The organism is Roseateles amylovorans (assembly GCF_025398155.2).
Classification (GTDB): Bacteria; Pseudomonadota; Gammaproteobacteria; order Burkholderiales; family Burkholderiaceae_C; genus Roseateles; species Roseateles amylovorans.
In genome coordinates, this window is record NZ_CP104562.2 from 263,086 (window position 1) to 280,812 (window position 17,727).

At 70.4% G+C, this 17,727-nt stretch carries 16 protein-coding genes; 12 read left to right on the forward strand and 4 right to left on the reverse strand.

The genetic code is table 11. The features are described from left to right. Positions 1-44 precede the first annotated feature (44 nt). From chlG to N4261_RS01150, 8 genes are read left to right on the forward strand one after another with little or no spacing between them, the layout of a single operon-like run. A complete protein-coding gene (gene chlG / locus N4261_RS01115; RefSeq protein WP_261758392.1) occupies positions 45-923 on the forward strand; it encodes a chlorophyll synthase ChlG in 879 nt (292 codons plus the stop codon). Next, a complete protein-coding gene (locus N4261_RS01120) occupies positions 920-2,254 on the forward strand; it encodes a BCD family MFS transporter (RefSeq protein ID WP_261758393.1) in 1,335 nt (444 codons plus the stop codon). Before chlG ends, N4261_RS01120 begins: the two co-directional genes overlap by 4 nt. Then, positions 2,251-3,444, forward strand: a complete 1,194-nt coding sequence (locus N4261_RS01125; protein ID WP_261758394.1) for a geranylgeranyl diphosphate reductase — start codon at positions 2,251-2,253, stop codon at positions 3,442-3,444. Before N4261_RS01120 ends, N4261_RS01125 begins: the two co-directional genes overlap by 4 nt. Further along, positions 3,441-3,728: a hypothetical protein gene (locus tag N4261_RS01130; protein WP_261758396.1), complete on the forward strand. Its 288-nt coding sequence runs from the start codon at positions 3,441-3,443 to the stop codon at positions 3,726-3,728. Before N4261_RS01125 ends, N4261_RS01130 begins: the two co-directional genes overlap by 4 nt. 12 nt (positions 3,729-3,740) lie before the next feature. Next, positions 3,741-4,043: a high-potential iron-sulfur protein gene (locus N4261_RS01135; RefSeq protein WP_261758398.1), complete on the forward strand. Its 303-nt coding sequence runs from the start codon at positions 3,741-3,743 to the stop codon at positions 4,041-4,043. 52 nt (positions 4,044-4,095) lie between these two features. Next, positions 4,096-5,403, forward strand: a complete 1,308-nt coding sequence (locus tag N4261_RS01140) for a DUF3422 family protein (protein ID WP_261758399.1) — start codon at positions 4,096-4,098, stop codon at positions 5,401-5,403. Position 5,404: 1 nt separating this feature from the next. Then, a complete protein-coding gene (gene bchI / locus N4261_RS01145; protein WP_261758400.1) occupies positions 5,405-6,433 on the forward strand; it encodes a magnesium chelatase ATPase subunit I in 1,029 nt (342 codons plus the stop codon). Beyond that, on the forward strand, positions 6,424-8,358 hold the full coding sequence (locus tag N4261_RS01150; RefSeq protein ID WP_261758401.1) for a VWA domain-containing protein: 1,935 nt from the start codon (positions 6,424-6,426) through the stop codon (positions 8,356-8,358). The genes bchI and N4261_RS01150 overlap by 10 nt, the downstream gene beginning before the upstream one ends. Here N4261_RS01150 and bchO read toward each other — a convergent pair. Then, a complete protein-coding gene (bchO, locus tag N4261_RS01155) occupies positions 8,316-9,212 on the reverse strand; it encodes an alpha/beta fold hydrolase BchO (RefSeq protein WP_261758403.1) in 897 nt (298 codons plus the stop codon). The two genes, N4261_RS01150 and bchO, sit on opposite strands and share 43 nt — an antisense overlap. A 40-nt stretch (positions 9,213-9,252) precedes the next feature. On the opposite strand from bchO, the gene N4261_RS01160 reads away from it, so the two are divergent. From N4261_RS01160 to hemA, 3 genes are read left to right on the forward strand one after another with little or no spacing between them, the layout of a single operon-like run. Next, positions 9,253-10,827, forward strand: coding sequence for a phytoene desaturase (locus N4261_RS01160; protein WP_261758404.1), 1,575 nt, complete (start codon positions 9,253-9,255; stop codon positions 10,825-10,827). Further along, positions 10,811-11,839: a phytoene/squalene synthase family protein gene (locus tag N4261_RS01165; protein WP_261758405.1), complete on the forward strand. Its 1,029-nt coding sequence runs from the start codon at positions 10,811-10,813 to the stop codon at positions 11,837-11,839. Before N4261_RS01160 ends, N4261_RS01165 begins: the two co-directional genes overlap by 17 nt. Continuing rightward, positions 11,836-13,122 (forward strand): glutamyl-tRNA reductase, encoded by a 1,287-nt coding sequence (gene hemA, locus N4261_RS01170; protein WP_261758406.1) that lies wholly within the window; start codon positions 11,836-11,838, stop codon positions 13,120-13,122. Before N4261_RS01165 ends, hemA begins: the two co-directional genes overlap by 4 nt. A gap of 108 nt (positions 13,123-13,230) precedes the next feature. Here the strand turns inward: hemA and N4261_RS01175 are convergent, their stop codons facing one another. The 3 genes from N4261_RS01175 to crtD are packed head-to-tail and all read right to left on the reverse strand — an operon-like array spanning position 13,231 to position 16,753. Then, positions 13,231-14,220, reverse strand: coding sequence for an NAD(P)H-binding protein (locus N4261_RS01175; protein ID WP_261758407.1), 990 nt, complete (start codon positions 14,218-14,220; stop codon positions 13,231-13,233). Beyond that, complete coding sequence (locus N4261_RS01180; RefSeq protein WP_261758408.1) at positions 14,220-15,134, reverse strand: carotenoid 1,2-hydratase; 915 nt, start codon at positions 15,132-15,134, stop codon at positions 14,220-14,222. The genes N4261_RS01175 and N4261_RS01180 overlap by 1 nt, the downstream gene beginning before the upstream one ends. A gap of 23 nt (positions 15,135-15,157) precedes the next feature. Next, on the reverse strand, positions 15,158-16,753 hold the full coding sequence (gene crtD / locus N4261_RS01185; protein ID WP_261758410.1) for a 1-hydroxycarotenoid 3,4-desaturase CrtD: 1,596 nt from the start codon (positions 16,751-16,753) through the stop codon (positions 15,158-15,160). 90 nt (positions 16,754-16,843) lie between these two features. On the opposite strand from crtD, the gene N4261_RS01190 reads away from it, so the two are divergent. After that, positions 16,844-17,722, forward strand: a complete 879-nt coding sequence (locus N4261_RS01190) for a polyprenyl synthetase family protein (RefSeq protein WP_261758411.1) — start codon at positions 16,844-16,846, stop codon at positions 17,720-17,722. Positions 17,723-17,727 lie beyond the last annotated feature (5 nt).

Below are 17,727 nucleotides of genomic sequence, written 5' to 3' on the forward strand. Positions count from 1 at the left end.
AAACGTAGCTTGACAATGGGCGGCATCGGCACAGAATAGGCCGCATGCAGCGCCCCGCCCTGTCGGCCATCGCCGAACTGCTCAAGCCCATCACCTGGTTCCCGCCCATGTGGGCCTTTGGCTGCGGGGTGGTGGCTTCGGGGATGCATCCCGAGGGCCGCTGGCCGGTCATCGTGGCCGGTGTGCTGTTGGCCGGTCCCTTCGTCTGCGCCACCAGCCAGGCGGTGAATGACTGGTTCGACCGTGAGGTCGATGCCATCAACGAGCCCCAACGTCCCATCCCGTCCGGCCGCATGCCGGGGCATTGGGGCCTGTACATCGCTTTGATCTGGACCTTGCTGTCGCTGCTGCTGGCGTGGCAGATCGGCGTGGTGGGGTTCCTCGCCGCGGTGCTGGGTCTGGTGCTGGCCTGGGCCTACAGCGCGCCGCCGCTGCGGCTCAAGCGCAATGGCTGGTGGGGCAATGCCGCCTGCGGCCTTTGTTATGAAGGGCTCGCCTGGATCACCGGGGCCGCCGTGATGGCCATGGGCCAGTGGCCCGATGGCCGCTCCCTCGGGCTGGCGCTGCTCTACAGCCTGGGCGCCCACGGCATCATGACGCTGAACGACTTCAAGTCCATTCCCGGAGACCGGCAGATGGGCATCCGCTCCTTGCCGGTGATGCTGGGTGCCCCTGGCGCCGCGCAGGTGGCCTGCGCGGTGATGGCGGTGCCGCAGCTGATCGTCATCGGCCTGCTGATGCAGTGGGGGCAGGGCGGCCATGCGACGGCCGTGGCGCTGCTGCTGGTCGCGCAGGGGATCCTGATGCGCCGCTTCATGGCCGAACCCCTGCTGCGTGCACGCTGGTACAGCGGCGTGGGCGTGCCCTTGTATGTCTCCGGCATGCTGATCAGTGCCTTTGCGTTGCGGGGGGTGGTGACATGACGACGCCGTTCATGGGATGGCTGGGCGTGGTGCGCCTGGGGCTGGTGCAGTCGGCGCTGGGCGCGATCGTGGTGCTGACCACCTCCACCCTCAACCGGGTGATGGTGGTGGAAATGGCGCTGCCGGCCCTGCTGCCCGGTCTTCTGCTCGGCTGGCATTACCTGGTGCAGGCGGCGCGGCCCCGCATGGGCCATGGCGCGGACCAGGGACGTCGCTGCACGCCCTGGATCCTGGGTGGCATGGTGACGCTGGCCGGCGGCGGCTGGCTGGCGGCCTGGGCGACGGTGCTGATGGCCCATCACCTGGCAGCCGGCGTGGCGCTGGCGCTGGTGGCCTATGCCCTCATCGGCCTGGGTGTGGCGGCCAGTGGCACCTCGCTGCTGACGCTGCTGGCCAAGCGGGTGGCGCCGGAGCGTCGCGCGGCGGCGGCCACGACCGTGTGGATGCTGATGATCGCCGGCTTCGTGGTGACGGCCGGGGTCTCCGGCCGATTGCTCGATCCCTTCACGCCGCAGCGGCTGCTGATGGTGGCCGGTGGCGTGGCGGTGTCCGCCGTGCTGGTCGCGGCGATGGCGCTCTTCCGGCTGGAGGGCCGGGCCGAACCGGAGCCACACCCGATGCCTGCGGCTCAGCGCCCGCCGGTGACCTTCACCCAAGCCCTGCGGGATGCCTGGGCCGAGCCGCGTGCGCGCCGCTTCACCGTGTTTGTCTTCATCTCCATGCTGGCCTACAGCATGCAGGACCTGATCCTGGAGCCGTTTGCCGGCCTGGTCTTCGGGCTGACGCCGGGCGCCACGACGCGCCTGTCCGGCACGCAGCACGGCGGTGCCTTGCTGGGCATGCTGCTGGCGGCCGGCGCCGGCAGTCGCTGGGCGGGCGGTCGTTGGGGCAGTCTGCGGGACTGGACCATCTGGGGCTGTGTGGCCGCCGGCCTGTCGCTCGCCGGCCTGGTGCTGGCCGGTTTGATGGGGCCGGGTTGGCCGCTGGCGGCCAATGTGTTCCTGCTGGGCGTGTGCACTGGTGCGTTCTCGATTGCAGCGATCGGCGCCATGATGGGTCTGGCGGGTGCCGATGGCCCCGGCAGGGAAGGCGTGCGCATGGGCCTGTGGGGCGCGGCGCAGGCTCAGGCGTTCGCCTTGGGCGGCCTGGTGGGCACCGCGGCCAGTGATCTCGCCCGCTGGCTGATTCAGGCCGCAGGCCCGGCTTATGCGCTGGTGTTTCTGGCCAACGCCGCCTTGTTCCTGGTGGCCGCACGGCTGGCGGCTCGGGTCGATCCCCGTCCGGCAGCATCGGCCCCGATCCTGTTCGGCCAACTCAAGAGGGCACCATGACCACCTCAGTGACGATGGAGATGGATGCCGTCGTCATTGGCGGCGGCCCGGCCGGTGCCACGGCAGCGGATGATCTCGCCCGTCAGGGCTACCGGGTGTTGCTGCTCGACCGTGCTGGTCGCATCAAACCCTGCGGCGGCGCCATTCCGCCACGGCTCATCGCCGATTTCGCGATCCCGAACGAGCTGCTGGTGGCCCGGGCGACAGCAGCCCGCATGGTCTCGCCCAAGGCCATCGAAGTGGACATCCCGATCGAGGGCGGCTTTGTCGGGATGGTGGATCGCGAGCAATTCGACGAATGGCTGCGGGCACGGGCCGCCACCCATGGCGCGCTGCGTCGGGTCGGCCAGTTCGAGCGATTGAGGCTGGATGAGGACGGTGTGCGCGTGGTGCATTTTCAGACCGACACCGGGCCTGAACAGGTGCGTACCCGTGCCGTCATCGGTGCCGATGGTGCCCGCTCCAAGGTGGCGCAGCAGGAAGTGCCGGGCGCAGACCAGGGCCGCTTTGTGTTCGCGTATCACGAGATCCTGGCCGTCCCCGAGGTGCCGCCCGTCGGTTATGCCCCGAGCCGCTGCGAGGTGCACTACCGCGGCAGCCTGTCGCCCGATTTCTACGGCTGGGTGTTCCCGCATGGCGACAGCGTCAGCGTGGGCACCGGCAGCGCCGACAAAGGCTTCTCGCTGCGGCGCGGCGTCCTGCAACTGCGTGAGATCGCCGGGCTGACCCATGCCCGCACGTTGCGGCGCGAGGGGGCGCCCATCCCGATGAAGCCGCTGCCGCGTTGGGACAACGGCCGAGATGTCGTCCTGGCCGGCGATGCGGCCGGCGTGGTGGCACCGGCCTCCGGCGAGGGCATCTACTACGCGATGCTGGGCGGCCGGCTGGCGGCCGATGCGGTGGTGCAACTGCTTCAGACGGGCAATGTCCGCGCGCTGGCCGGCGCCCGTCGCCGCTTCATGCGCGAGCATGGCCGGGTGTTCTGGGTGCTGGGGATGATGCAGCACTTCTGGTACCGCAGCGACAAGCGCCGCGAGCGCTTCGTGAGCATCTGCCGCGACCGGGATGTGCAGCAACTGACCTTCGATGCCTATATGCACAAGCGCCTGGTGCGGGCCCGCCCGCTGACGCATCTGCGCATCTTCCTCAAGGACATGGCCCATCTGCTGGGCTTGGCGAGGGTGTCATGACCGAGCATGAGCTGCTGCTGCGCATGAGCGAGCTGGTGCTGGTCGCGAGCGTGATCGAATTGCTCTGGCTGCTGACCCGCCGCCTTGCAAGGCCATCCGGCCTGGTGCCCAATCTGCTGGCCGGCATCAGCCTGGCCCTGGCCTTGCGACTGGGCCTGGGCGGTGCGGGTGTGCTCTGGATCGGCGCCTGCCTGGCGTCGGCCGGCATCAGTCATCTTCTCGACCTTCGGGCCCGCTGGCACCGACCGGTCGTGGTTCTCCCCCCTCGACGCCAGCAGACATGAAAGGCTTCCCCCATGAACAGCCGTCGCCAGTTCATCCGCCTCGTTCCCCTGGCCGGTGCCGGCCTTCTGATTGGCCCCGCCTGGTCGCAGGCGATGGTCGACGAGAAGGATCCCACCGCCACCTCGCTGGCCTATCACGCCGATGCCAGCAAGGTAGACAAGGCCAAGCAGCCGAAATATGTCGCCGGCGCGGCTTGCGCCAACTGCGCGCTCTACCAGGGCAAGGCGGGCGCAGCAGCCGGGCCCTGCCCGATCTTTGCGGGCAAGCAGGTCGCGGCCAAGGGCTGGTGCTCCGCCTATGTGAAGAAGGCCTGAGCGTCACGCTCAGGGTCCCCCGTCGCCCGCACCGCGCCGCCGGCATCACCTCATGAGGCTGCTGCCGGCCGACCTTCCCGAACGCGCGGCGCTCGCCCTGGAGGTGCATGCCCGTCCGTCCGAGCCGTTGGCCGCCCCTGGGCGCGCCAGCTACGTGGCGGTGCTGGTGGATGCCGATGAACGCGAGCGCGAGCTCGCTCATCTGGCGCGCCTGTGCCGACAGCACGGGCAACTGACGCCGGCGGCCGATGCGGTGCATTGGAGTGGCAGCGTCGGCCCGCTGCGCCTGAAGTGGGAACGTCATGGCGAGTTCTCCAGCTACACCCTGCTGACGGCATCTGCCGGCGGCGAGCCCTTTGCGGACTCCGCAGCGAACCTGCTGCCCGCAGGCTGGCTGGCCGGCGTCCCCGGGCTGACGGTCTATGCCGGCCATGCCGAGCTGCTGTCTCCGACCGAAGGAGGCGCTCTGGGCGATCTGCTGCAGCAGTGCTTCGGCGGCCGCACCGTCGTGGGCAGTGCCCTGGGCGACGGCGCCGGCCTGGCCTATTCCGATTTCCTCACCCATGGCGACGGCTTCGGCCGCATCCTGCTGATCGACCAGGGGTTCACGCCACTGGTCGCCGGCCGCATGCTGCAACGGCTGTTCGAGATCGAGGCCTACCGGATGATGGCGCTGCTGGCCTTTCCGGTGGCGCGTCGCCTCTCGCCGCGCCTGATGGCGATCGAGCGCTCACTGGCAGCGCTGGCCGACAGCATCGCCGCCGGCAATGCCCGAGAAACCGGCCGCGATGAAAACCTGCTGCAGGAACTGACCCGGCTGGCGGCCGAGATCGAGAGCGGCCTGGCGGCCAGCCAATATCGCTTCGCCGCCTGCCGCGCCTATGCCGATCTGGTGCGCACCCGCATCGACGAATTGAGGGAGCGGCGGCTCTCCGGACTGCAGACGCTGGATGAATTCATGTCGCGTCGCTTCACACCGGCGGTGGCCACCTGCGCGACGGTGTCGCGGCGCATGCACGACCTGTCCGAACGGGTGGCCCAGGCCAGCCATCTGCTGTCGACCCGGGTGGACATCGTGCGGGAGCAGCAAAACCTGGCGCTGCTGGCCTCGATGGATCGCCGCGCCAAGCTGCAGCTGCGGCTTCAGCAAACGGTGGAAGGGCTGTCGATCGCCGCCATCGTCTACTACCTGGCCGGTGTGATCGGTTACCTGGCCAAGGGCAGTCGATCGCTGGGGCTGAATCTGGACGTGGATCTGTTTGTCGGTCTCAGCGTTCCAGTGCTGGCCCTGCTGACCTTTCAGACCGTGCGGCGGGCACGGCGTCGCGCCAGCGATCCGGACACGAAGAACGGGCATTGAGATGAGCACCCCCTATCCTTTCTCCGCCCTCGTCGGCCAGGACGAGATGAAACGCGCCATCCTCATCGCTGCGGTGGAACCTGCCATTGGCGGCCTGCTGGTGCTGGGGGATCGAGGCACCGGCAAGTCGACCGCGGTGCGCGCACTCGCGGCCCTGCTGCCCAAGATGCGGGCGGTGCAGGGCTGTCGCTACCACTGTGATCCGGACGCCTCCACCGCCGCTGCGGCGTGCGAGGACTGCGCACGGCTCAAGTCCGGCACCCGCATCAAGACCGATCTGCTGCCGGTGCCGGTGGTGGACCTGCCCCTGGGCGCCAGCGAAGACCGGGTGCTGGGCGCGCTCGACCTGGAGCGTGCGCTGTCGCAGGGGGTGAAGGTCTTCGAACCCGGTCTGCTGGCCAAGGCCCATCGTGGCTTTCTCTACATCGACGAAGTGAACCTGCTGGAGGACCACCTGGTGGACCTGCTGATCGATGTGGCTGCCTCCGGCGAGAACCTGATCGAGCGCGAAGGCCTGAGCCTGCGCCACCCGGCGCGCTTTGTGCTGATCGGCAGCGGGAATCCGGAGGAAGGGGAACTGCGTCCGCAGTTGCAGGACCGCTTCGGCCTGTCGGTGGAGGTGCGCACCCCGTCGGACATCGGACAGCGGGTGGAGGTGGTGCGTCGGCGCGATGCCTATGAGCGCGATCCGGCCGCCTTCCATGCGCAATGGGCCAAAGCCGATGCCCGGGTGCGTCGCCAGATCCTGCAGGCGCGGGAGCGTCTGACCGGGCTCACCGTGGGGGACGATGTCCTGCACCGCGCGGCCGAGTTGTGTGTGGCGGTGCAGAGCGACGGCCTGCGCGGCGAGCTCACCCTGATGCGGGCCGCACGGGCGCTAGCGGCCTTGGAGGGGGATGCGGCGGTGACGCTGGATCACCTGCGCGAAGTCGCGGTGCCCGCCCTGCGCCATCGACTGCGCCGCAATCCGCTGGACGACACGGCGTCGGGCGAGCGCATCGAACGTGCGGTCACCGAGCTATGGTGCTGAGCGCCTGGCCGCCGGCCTGGCAGGCCGCATGGCTGCTGGCGGTCGACCCGGTGGGCCTGGGGGGGCTCGTCCTGCGCGGAGGGGCCAGCCCGTTTCGAGACGCCTTGCTGGCCGATCTGCGCCAGGCCTTGCCGCCTGCTACGCCATGGCGACGCTTGCCGCTGAATGTGGATGATGAGCGGCTGCTCGGCGGACTGGACCTCGGCCTGAGCCTGGCGGCCGGACGCCCGGTCCATCAGGCGGGACTGTTGGCCGAGGCGGCCGGTGGCGTGGTGGTGCTGCCCATGGCCGAGCGGGCCGATGCGGGGCTGGCAGGACGCTTGGCCGCGCAGCTGGAGGCGGGCGCCGGGATGTGCGTCGTGGCGCTGGATGAAGGCCTTGCCGAGGATGAAACACTGCCGGCGGCCCTGACCGAGCGGCTGGGGTTGATGGCGACATTGACGGCGACGGCGATGGTCCCTCAGGAACGGGCCGCAGCCTCCGGGTCGACATCGGCAAGCGCGCTGACCGCACCTGCCGATTCGACCGCGCCGCCCGCGCCGCCCATGACCGTGGCCGAAGTGCTCGCCGCACGCGCCCGCTTGGCCGCCGTGCCGTGTGATGCGGAGGTGGTGCAGGCCCTGTGCGCCACGGCGGCCGCGCTGGGATTGAATTCGATGCGCACCGTCTGGCAGGCCTGGTGTGCCGCGCGCGCCGCGGCGGCGCTGGCCGGGCGCGAGGCCGTCCATCAGGCCGATGCCGAATTGGCCGCTCGCCTGGTGCTCGCACCGCGTGCCCGCGCGTTGCCGCAGGCCGCCGATGGCGACGCTCAACAGACACCTCCGGACGCGTCGTCCGCCGCGAGCGATGCAAACGAGTCCCCGGAGAAGGAACAGGACAGCGAGCGCCGCAGGGAGGCGGATGCGGATGCCGATGCCGATGCGAAGGCGGAGGGCGCTCCTGATGCCGATCCGCGAAACGATCCCCGCAACGATCCCCGCAACGAGCCCTCCGACGCCAGCCGTCACGCCGAGACCTCCGTCCAAGCCCTGCAGGACCAGACCCTGGCGGCGGCCCGCGCCGCCATCCCACCGGGCCTGCTCGAAAGTCTGGCCGGTGGTGTGCCGCGCACCGGCGGCGGCAGCGGCCGCAAGGGCGCGCCGGCTCGCCCGGCCCAGAGCGGTCGCCCGTTGACACCGCGCCGGGGCCCGATGCGTCGTGGCAGCCGCATCGACCTGCTGGCCACGTTGCGTGCGGCGGTGCCGTGGCAGCGGCTGCGGGAGGCCGAGCGGGCGCAACAAGGGCTGCCGCCCGCCACCACCGCGTTGCTGCTGCGCCGCGACGACCTCCATCTCAAACGCTTCCGCCGGCCGCAGGAAACGACCACCGTCTTTGTGGTCGATGCCTCCGGCTCCCAGGCGATGAGCCGCCTGGCCGAGGCCAAGGGGGCGGTGGAGCTGCTGCTGGCGGACTGCTATGTGCGCCGCGACCGTGTCGCCTTGCTGGCGTTCCGGGGTGCGGGTGCCGAGTTGCTGCTGTCACCCACCCGCTCGCTGGCACGGGCGCGGCGCGCCCTCAGCAGCCTGCCCGGTGGCGGCGGGACGCCCCTGGCGGCCGGCATCGAGGCCGCCTGGCTGCTGGGCTGCCGTGTGCAGGCCCGGGAAGGCGGCCGGGTGGTGCTGGTCTTCCTCACCGATGCCCGGGCCAACATCGCCCGCGATGGCAGCGGCGGCCGCCTCCAGGCGGCCCAGGATGCGCTGTCTGCGGCCAGACGGCTGCGCACCGACGGCCTGCGGAGCCTGCTCATCGACACCTCGTCCCGCCCCGAACCCGCCGCCCTGGTGCTGGCGCAGGCCATGGGCGCGCGTTATGTGCCCTTGCCGCATGGCCAGGCGGCGCAGGTCTATGCGGCGGTGTCAGCGGCCGTGTCGGCCCCGGCGGTCTGATCCCGCAGTTCCATCAGCAGCGCATTGATCGACGCGGGTGCTTCCTCATGGGCCAGATGGCCCAATCCCCTCAAGGGGATAAAGCGTCCCTGCTTGAGCTGACGCGCCAATTCCAGCGAGCGCACCGGCGCCGTGGTGCGGTCCGCCAATCCAGCCACCAGCCAGAGCGGCATGCCCAGCGCCGGCAGCCGCGCCCTCAGCGTCTCCAGCCGCCAATGGGCCAGCATGTCCAGCACGCCCCGCACGTGCGCCGGTTGGCTCAGCAGCGCGCGGTAATGGGCCACGCCGTCCTCATCCAGTTGCGATCCGGTGGACGCAATCAAGTGGCCGAGCGCGCGCGGCTGGGCCGCATGACGGGTGACCCAGGACGGCAGCAGGTCGCTGCGGGACGCCCAGCGGGCCACGGTGGGCGCCACCAGGCCCATCAGACCGGGCAGGGGCTCGAGGGCGCCATTCACCGCCAGCAGGCCTCGCAGCGACGGCGTCCCCCGGTCCAAGGCCAGTTGCGCCATCACCGCCGCCCCGGCGGAATGCCCGGCCGCCAGCACCGGCGCACAGTCCAGGACCCGCAGCAGCTCCGCCACCGCCTCGGCCATGCGCGGCAGGCTGGCCTGCCGGTCCGCAAAAGGCGCGCTGCCCCCGTGCCCGGGAAGGTCCGGCACGATCACCCGGAAATGGGTCGCCAGCCCCGGCAGGCACCGTCGCCACGACTGCAGCGAGGAGCCGGTGCCGTGCAGCAGCAGCAGGCCCGGCGCCGGCCCGGTGGCCGTCGAGGCCTTGGGGCCGACGCATTGCACCCGCCAGCGCAGGCCTGCGGCCAGGACGGTCTCCGGGGGGGACAGATCAGGTGGCATGCGGGTTGTAAACTAAAGTGGACAAGAATAAGATAAATGCATGTTGACAGAAAGCCCAGGCGCGTCTGCCGCTGCCGCCTCCTCGCCACATGCCGTGATCATCGGCAGTGGATTCGGTGGTCTGGCCGCAGCGGTGCGGTTGGGCGCACGAGGTTACCGAGTGACGGTGCTGGAACAGCTCGATGCGCCTGGAGGCCGCGGGTATGTGCATCGGCAGGATGGCTTCACCTTTGATGCGGGTCCCACGGTCATCACCGCGCCGTTCCTGTTTGAGGAGCTGTGGACCCTGTGCGGCAAGCGGCTCGCCGACGATGTCGAGCTCCGTCCCGTCGCTCCGTTCTACCGGGTGCGATTCCACGACGGCACCACCTTCGACTACACCGGCGACGCCCAGGCCATGCGGGCCGAGGTGGCCCGGCTCGCGCCGGGTGATGTGGCGGGATATGAGCGGTTTCTGCAGGCCAGCGAGGCCATCTACCGGGTCGGCTTCGAGCAATTGGGCCATGTGTCCTTCGAGCGTTGGACCGACATGGCCCGCGTGCTGCCCGACCTGCTCAAGCTGGAGGGCTTTCGCACCGTCTGGGGCCTGGCCTGCAAGCATGTGAAGGACGAGAAGCTGCGGGTAGTCCTGACCTTCCAGTCCCTGCTGGTGGGCGGCAATCCGTTTTCGACCACCTCGGTCTACTGCCTGATCGCCTTTCTGGAGCGCCGCTTCGGGGTGCACTTCGCCATGGGCGGCACCGGCGCGCTGGTGCGCGGCCTGGTGGGCCTGATCGAAGGGCAGGGCGGCCGGGTGCGCTGCGGCGCGTCGGTGCAGGAGATCCTGGTCGACGAGGGGGCAGCCTGCGGCGTGCAGTTGACCTCCGGCGAGCGAGTAATGGCCGATGTGGTGGTCTCCAATGCGGACTCGGCCTGGACCTACCGCCACCTGTTGCCCGCGCGCTACCGCCATCGCTGGACCGACCGCCGCATCGACCGGGCGCGGTATTCGATGAGCCTGTTCGTCTGGTACTTCGGGACCCGCCGCCAGTATCCCGACGTCGCCCATCACACCATCTCGCTGGGCCCGCGCTACCGGGGGCTGCTGGATGACATCTTCCGCCGCAAGCATCTGGCCGATGATTTCAGCCTCTATTTGCATCGCCCCACCGCGACCGATCCCAGCTTGGCACCGCCCGGATGCGACACCTTCTATGTGCTGTCGCCGGTGCCTCATCTGGAAGCCGGAGTGGATTGGCGCGAGCGTGCCGAGCCCTACCGCGCGGCCATTGCCCAGCGCCTGTCGGAGACGCTGCTGCCGGGGTTGGAGCAGGAGGTGATCAGCTCGCTGATGCTGACGCCGCAGGGATTCGAGGATCGGCTGAGCGCCTACAAGGGCGCTGCCTTTTCGCTGGAACCGGTGCTCACGCAGAGCGCCTGGTTCCGTCCGCACAACCGCAGCGAGGAGGTGGAGCGCCTCTACCTCGTCGGGGCCGGCACCCATCCGGGGGCGGGGCTTCCGGGCGTGTTGTCGTCGGCACGGGTGCTGGACGCGGTGGTGCCTCACGGCCGCGACCTGAGCCGGCCGGTCACCCCTTTGGTCCAGGAAGGACTTGTCCATGCACGACCCGCGTGAACTGCTGGAGGCCGACCTCGCGGTCTGCCGCGCCAGCCTGGCCTATCACTCCAAGACCTTCCATGCCGCCTCGCTGCTGCTGCCGCCGGACGTGCGGGCGCCGGCCACGGTGCTTTACGGCTTCTGCCGTCTGGCCGATGACACGGTGGATGTGGAGGGCGGCCGACGCCTGGCCCTGACGCAACTGCGCCGCCGGCTGGACGGCGTGTTTGACGGTCGCCCCCAACCGGTGGCGGCGGATCGGGCGTTGGCGGCGGTGGTGGCGCGCTACGGCATTCCGCGTGCGCTGCTGGACCTGCTGCTGGAGGGCCTGGCCTGGGATGTGGAGGGCCGCCGCTACGAGTCGCTGGAGGACCTGCAGGATTACGCCGCCCGCGTGGCCGGCAGTGTGGGCGCGATGATGAGCCTGTTGATGGGCACGCGCGATCCCGCTGCACTGGCCCGTGCCTGTGACCTGGGGGTGGCGATGCAACTGTCCAACATTGCCCGGGATGTGGGCGAGGATGCCCGCATGGGGCGCCTCTACCTGCCCCAGCAGTGGTTGCGCGACGCGGGCCTGGACCCCGAGACCTGGTTGGCCGATCCGCGCCACAGCCCGGCCCTGGCGAGCGTGGTGCAGCGTCTGCTGCAGGCGGCCGAGCCGCTGTATACGCGGGCCGCCGCCGGCATCACCCGTCTGCCGCTGGCCTGCCGCCCCGGCATCAACGCGGCGCGTTTTCTTTATGCGGCGGTGGGGCAGGAAGTGGCCCGTGCGGGGTTCGATGCTGTGCAGCGCCGCGCCGTGGTGCCGGGTGCCCGCAAGCTGAAGTGGCTGGCCCTGGCGGGCCTGGACCTCTGGCCCTCCCAACGACTATTGAGCGCGCCGACGCTGCCGGCCTGTGAGCCGCTGCTGGCGGCGGTGGCCAGTGTGCCGGTGCCGGAACGTGTGCCGCGTGCGGAGGCGTTGATCGACCTTTTCAGCCGGCTGGAACGCGAAGATCGCGATGCCGCCTGGCAGCGGAGTGCAGCATGACCGTGCTGGCATTGGGCTTGAACCATGGCAGTGCGCCGCTGGACCTGCGGGGCCGCTTCGCGATTCCGACCGAGGCGCTGGGCCGCAGCATCCAGGGCCTGCGGGATCACCTGTCGCAGGCGCGTGCAGAGGTGGCGATCCTGTCGACCTGCAACCGCACCGAGGTCTATGTCGGTCTGCCCGCCAGCGGCTGTCCGCGGCATGCCCTGGCGCTGCTGGAGCCGGCCATGGACTGGCTGGCCCAGCGGGGCGACACGCCGCCAGGGGAACTGCGTCAGCACAGCTACTTTCGCGAGGGCGTGGAAGCCGCCCGGCATGCGTTCCGCGTGGCCGCGGGCCTGGACTCGATGGTGCTGGGCGAGCCGCAGATCCTCGGTCAGATGAAGGTGGCGGTGCGAGAGGCAGGGACGGCCGGCACTTTGGGCACGACGCTGCACCAGATGTTCCAGCGCAGCTTTTCGGTGGCCAAGGAAGTGCGCAGCCGGACCGAGATCGGCAGCCATGCGGTCAGCCTGGCGGCCTCGGCCGTGCGTCTGGCGCAGCAGCTGTTCGACGACCTGCCGCAGCGCCGGGTGCTGTTCATCGGCGCTGGCGAAATGATCGAGCTGGTGGCGACTCACTTTGCCGCGCAGAAGCCGCTGCAGATGACGGTGGCCAATCGCAGCGCCGAACGCGGCCAGGCGCTGGCGCACCGGCTGGGGGCGGATCAGCTTCCGCTGGCCGCGCTGGGCGACGCGCTGGGGAGCTTCGACATCGTCATCAGCTGCACCGCCAGCAGTCTTCCCTTGATCGGCCTGGGCGCGGTGGAGCGGGCGATCAAGCAGCGCAAGCGTCGCCCGATGCTGATGCTGGACCTGGCTGTGCCGCGCGACATCGAACCGGAAGTGGCGCGGCTGGATGACGTCTATCTCTACACGGTGGACGATCTGGCGCGTCAGGTGCAGGTCAATGGCGAGCGTCGTCAGGCGGCGGTGGCGCAGGCCGAAGCCATCGTCAGTGCCGGCGTGGACAGCTTTTCGCAGTGGCTGGAGCAGCGCGCCGCCGTGCCGGTGATCCAGGCCCTGCAGCGGCAGATCGAGGACTGGCGGCAGGCGGAGCTGCTCAAGGCCCGGCGCTCGCTGGCGCGTGGTCAGGATGTGGACACGGTGATGGAATCGCTCTCCGCCGCGCTGACCCGCAAGATGCTGCACGGCCCGCTCAGTGAATTGCATGCGAGCGCCGGAGAGGCCCATCGGGCGTCGGTGAACTCGGTGCAGCGGTTGTTCCTGCGCACCGGTTCATGATCCAGGATGCCCATTACGGCTTGATCGAACTGCTGCTGGTGTTCGGGCTCGTGATGGGCTGGGCCGGTTGGCAGTGGTGGGGTTGGTGGCGCTGGCGGCGCGAGCAGCTCAGAACACGGCGTGATCCCCTCGATCCGGCAGCGCCGCCTCCCCACGCGCCAGCGCCGCATAAAAATCCCCCAGGGTCTGACGACCCGCCGACGGGGTGAGGCGTTCGTTCGGTCGACGGGTCAGCGGGTCCAGGACCAGCATCGACTCCGTGGCGTAGTAGCGGCCGATGCGTGCCAGCTCGGCCTTGTCGGCGGCTGCCGGCCAGACCTTTCCCAGCACCCCCAGCGTGCCGACGATGGCACTCATCAGCCCCACCGGCACTTCGCGGAAACGCGGCGCGCGCCCGAGGGCCCGGAACAGCAGCTCACCTTGATCGCGCAGGGTCAATGCGGGACCGGGTCCACCGATGGGCAGGATGCGATCGGCGCGGTCGGGGTCGTGCAGGCAATCGGCGAGGTAGTCGGCCAGATCGTCGTCGCTGATCGGCTTGCAGGCGGTGAGCCGGCCGTCGCCAAACAGCAGGAAGGGCTGCCCCCGGCGCACCCGCTCCACCTGGCCGCACAGCGACTTGAAAAACGAGGTGGGCCGCACGATGGACCAGCGCAGGCCGGAGGCCATCAGCGCCCGTTCAAAGGCCAGCTTGGCCTGCTGGAACGGCAGCAGCGGCTTCTGCAGGCACAGGGCCGACAGCTGGACCACCTGCTGCACACCGGCCTGTCGGGCGCAGGTCAGCGCGTGGAGATGGGCATCGTGGTCCACCGCCCAGGCGTCCCGGGGCATGCCGGTGCGTGAGGCGAGGCAGGACACCAGCGCATCGAAGCGCTCGCCCCGCCAGCCCGCCTGCGCCTGAGACGCCAGGTCGCCGGCCTGGCCCACCCGGAGTTCCGCGCCCGGCAGCAGCCGGCTGAGGTCGGTCAGATCCAGACGCCCGCCGACCCCCGCGCGCGGACGCACCAGGCACACCACCTCATGCCCGCGGCGAAGCAGCGCCCGCACGGTGGCCTGGCCGATGGTGCCGCTGGCGCCCAGCATGAAGACGCGGGCCATCACCGCGCTCCTGGCCACGCCGCACGGCGGGGCATGCGAAACGGGAGCAGGGCCTGCACCCAGGGCTGCTCGAATCGCTGCAGTGACAGGCTCTCATGCACCGCCACCGTGCCACCGTCGATGCCGCGGTGGTCGCCACTGTCCCTGTCCAGCAGCAGTGAGCGGCAGTAGAAGGGGCCGCTCTCCAGCGTGGCCAGCAATTCCGGGGGGCGATGACCCCGGGTGTGCCGACGCATTTGCCAGGCCGTGTCGGGCAGGCCCTGCGGCGGCTGCAGCGGCTGGGGGCTGACACGGCCGTCCGCATCGATGGCCAGTGACAGCGTGTGGCGCGGTCCCGCCAGCGGCTGCACGTCGTACAGCACCAGGGTCCGTCCATCCGGCTGGCTGCTGCGCTGCCACTGCCAGCTGTGAAAGTCGCGCGCCAACGGCCGGCTGCCGTGGTTGGCATCGAGATAGGCGTGCCCGGTCCAGTGGCAGTCCGGCGCGCTGAAGTCCACCGTCACCTGCGCGCCGGGGCTGATCGGCTGCCAGTGATGGTGCGCCTGCGCATCCAGCGCAAAAGCCCGTCCGGGCAGCGCCCCGGGCTGCAGCAGCACCCGGCCACGCAGCCGTCGGGGCCAGGGCACGGTGCATTCATCGATGTCGATCTGCAGGCGGCCATCGGACTGCCAAGTCAGTTGGCTGGGGCCGATCTGCAGGCGCGTCGCGTCCTGCTGCAAGGCCTCGGTGCCGCGTTCGGTCATGGCCCACAGCCGAGCGAAGCGACGCGCGCCGGGGGCGCGGCGATACAGCGACACGTTGAGGGCGCAATGGGCCTGTGCCGCGGCTTGACCCTCTCCCTGGCGCCGACGCGCCCAGGCGTAATAGGGCGAGAACACGCTGCCGATGAAGGCGATCAGGGTCAGCGCCTGCACGCTGCCATCGGGCAGGGGCTCGCTCAGCGCATCGACATACCACCAGGCATAACCGCCGGGTGGAACGACCTGGTCGAAGCCAGGTCCTCGAGCAGCTGATCGGCTGCCAGTTGGCCCGACAGGGCCGCCATCGGCACGCCCGGGCCCGGATGCACCGAGCCTCCCGCGAGGAACAGGCCCGGCAGCGTCGTCCGTCCGTCCGGGCGGGCCTGGAAGCTCGCTCGCCAGCCCCGGCTGGCCGGGCCATAGAGCGCGCCCTGGCTGGCCGGAAACCGCTGGGCGAAGTCCTGCGGCCGGGTCACCAAGGCCGGACTGGACACACTCACCTGCAGCCCCGCCTCGCGCAGCCGCCCCCACATCTGTTGCTCGCATCGCGCGATCTCCTCGGCGGTAAGGCCGCGCCCAGAGGCATCGGCCGGGGCATTGACCAGGCACATCAGGCGCTCCGGCCGGCGCTGGCCGGCGGGCAGACCCGGCCGCAGCCGGTGGGCCTGCCCGCTGCGGTCCTGGGCACAGACATAGACGGTGGGCGATTCGGGCAGTCGCCCTGCGGCAATGGCGTCGAACTCGGCGCGGTAACCGGTGGCAGGACCAAAGAACACGTTGTGATGGGACAGGTCGAAGCCGCTGGTGGTGGCTTCGGCATGCCAGGTCAGGGCCGACAACGACGGACTGCCATGAGCCAGCCCCTGCGGAGCATCCGGGCCCATCAGCCCCTCGGTGAGGGCCCGGGCATCGCCGTTGAAGATCACCGCGTCGGCCGCCAGCCTCTCGCCATCGGCCAGTTGAACGCCGCTGATCCGGCCATCGCTGACCAGCAGCCGCTGCACCTCCGCGCGGCAACGCAGGCGCACGCCGTGCTGCTGCCCGCAGTGGGCCAGGGCCTGCGCCAGACGCGCCATGCCGCCCTCCACCTGCCAGACGGCCTCGCGCTCGACATGGGCCACCAGCATCAGCGTGGCTGGCGCCTCGAAGGGCGAGGTGCCGCAGTAGGTGGCATAGCGGCCGAAGAGCTGATGCAGCCGCGGATCCCGGAAGAAGCGGCCGAGTTCCCGCCACAGCGAGGTGAAGGGCGCGATGCGCATCAGCTGATGTAGCCCGGCCAGTCCCTGCTGACGCAGCACCCGCCAGGTGAGCGACACCGGCGACGGCCGGCTGGCGCGGATGAAGGCCGGGTCCAGCGTGGCAAAGACCTGGGCGGCGCGTTGGCAGAAGGCCCGGTAGCGCGTGGCCTCGGCCCTGCTGCTGAACGCGGCAATGGCCTCGATGCTCTGGTCGAGATCGGCATGCAGGTCCAGCCGCTCGTCGGCGCTCCAGGCATGTCGGGCCAGCACTTCGCTGCGGTGCAGATGCACATGCTGATCCAGCGAGGTGCCCAGGCGGTCGAACAGGGCCTCGAACACCCAGCGCATGGTCAGCACCGTGGGCCCGCCGTCCAGGCGCAGCGCGCCCAGCTCCACCGGCCGCATCTTGCCGCCGGGTGCGTCCGCCCGTTCCAGCAGCTGCACCTCCACACCCTGGCGGGCCAGCAGCGCCGCCGCGGCCAGTCCGCCCATGCCCGCACCAATGACCACCACCCGGGGCGGGGTCAGCGAGGACAGCGGTCGGACACGGTTCATTGACGCCACCTGAGGATGTGTCTATTCTGATTGACGAACTGTAATGTACTTCCGCATTGACATGCGGGGGATCTTTCAGCAAAGGCCGCTATGTCCTCAGACCCACGGATCGAACGCGCCCTGCGGGCCAGCCTCACCCCAGCCCTGGCGCCTGGTCACCCACCGCAACTGGCCGCTGCTCTGCTGCATGCCGTCTTCCCGGGGGGCGCGCGCATCCGTCCCAAGCTGACCCTGGCCGTGGCCCAGGCCTGCGGCGAGGATGACCCCGCGCTGACCGATGCCGCCGCCGCCGCCATCGAGCTGCTGCATTGCGCCTCGCTGGTGCATGACGACCTGCCTTGTTTCGACGATGCGGAGACCCGTCGCGGACGGCCTTCGGTGCATCGGGCCTTCGGGGAGCGGCTAGCGGTGCTGGCGGGCGATGCCCTCATCGTGGCGGCCTTCGACGTGCTGGGGCCGGCCGCCCGGCGACATCTCTCACGGCTGCCGGTGCTGCTGCGCGCCATCACCCAGGGCGTGGGCATGCCGATGGGCATCGTCGCCGGCCAGGCCTGGGAGTGCGAGCCGCAGCTGTCGCTGGCGGAGTACCAGCAGGCCAAGACCGGCGCGTTGTTTGCAGCGGCCACCATGGCCGGTGCGCAGGCGGCTGGTGCCGATGGCGAGCCGTGGCGCGCCTTGGGCGAGCGACTCGGTCAGACCTATCAGGTGGCGGACGACATTCGCGACGTGATGCTGGATGCTCAGGCCCTGGGCAAACCGGGTGGGCAGGATGTGGCGCGGGACCGCCCCAGCTATGCCCGCGCCCTGGGCCTGGACGGCGCGATGGCGGAATTCCAGCGTCTGGTTCAGGCCACGCTGCTGACGGTACCGGCCTGTCCGGGTGCGGCGCAGTTCCGCCAACTGATCCGCCGTGAAGCCGACCGCCTGGTGCCGCAGCACCTGTGCGCCCAGGTCGCGGCGGCGGCCTGAGCGAG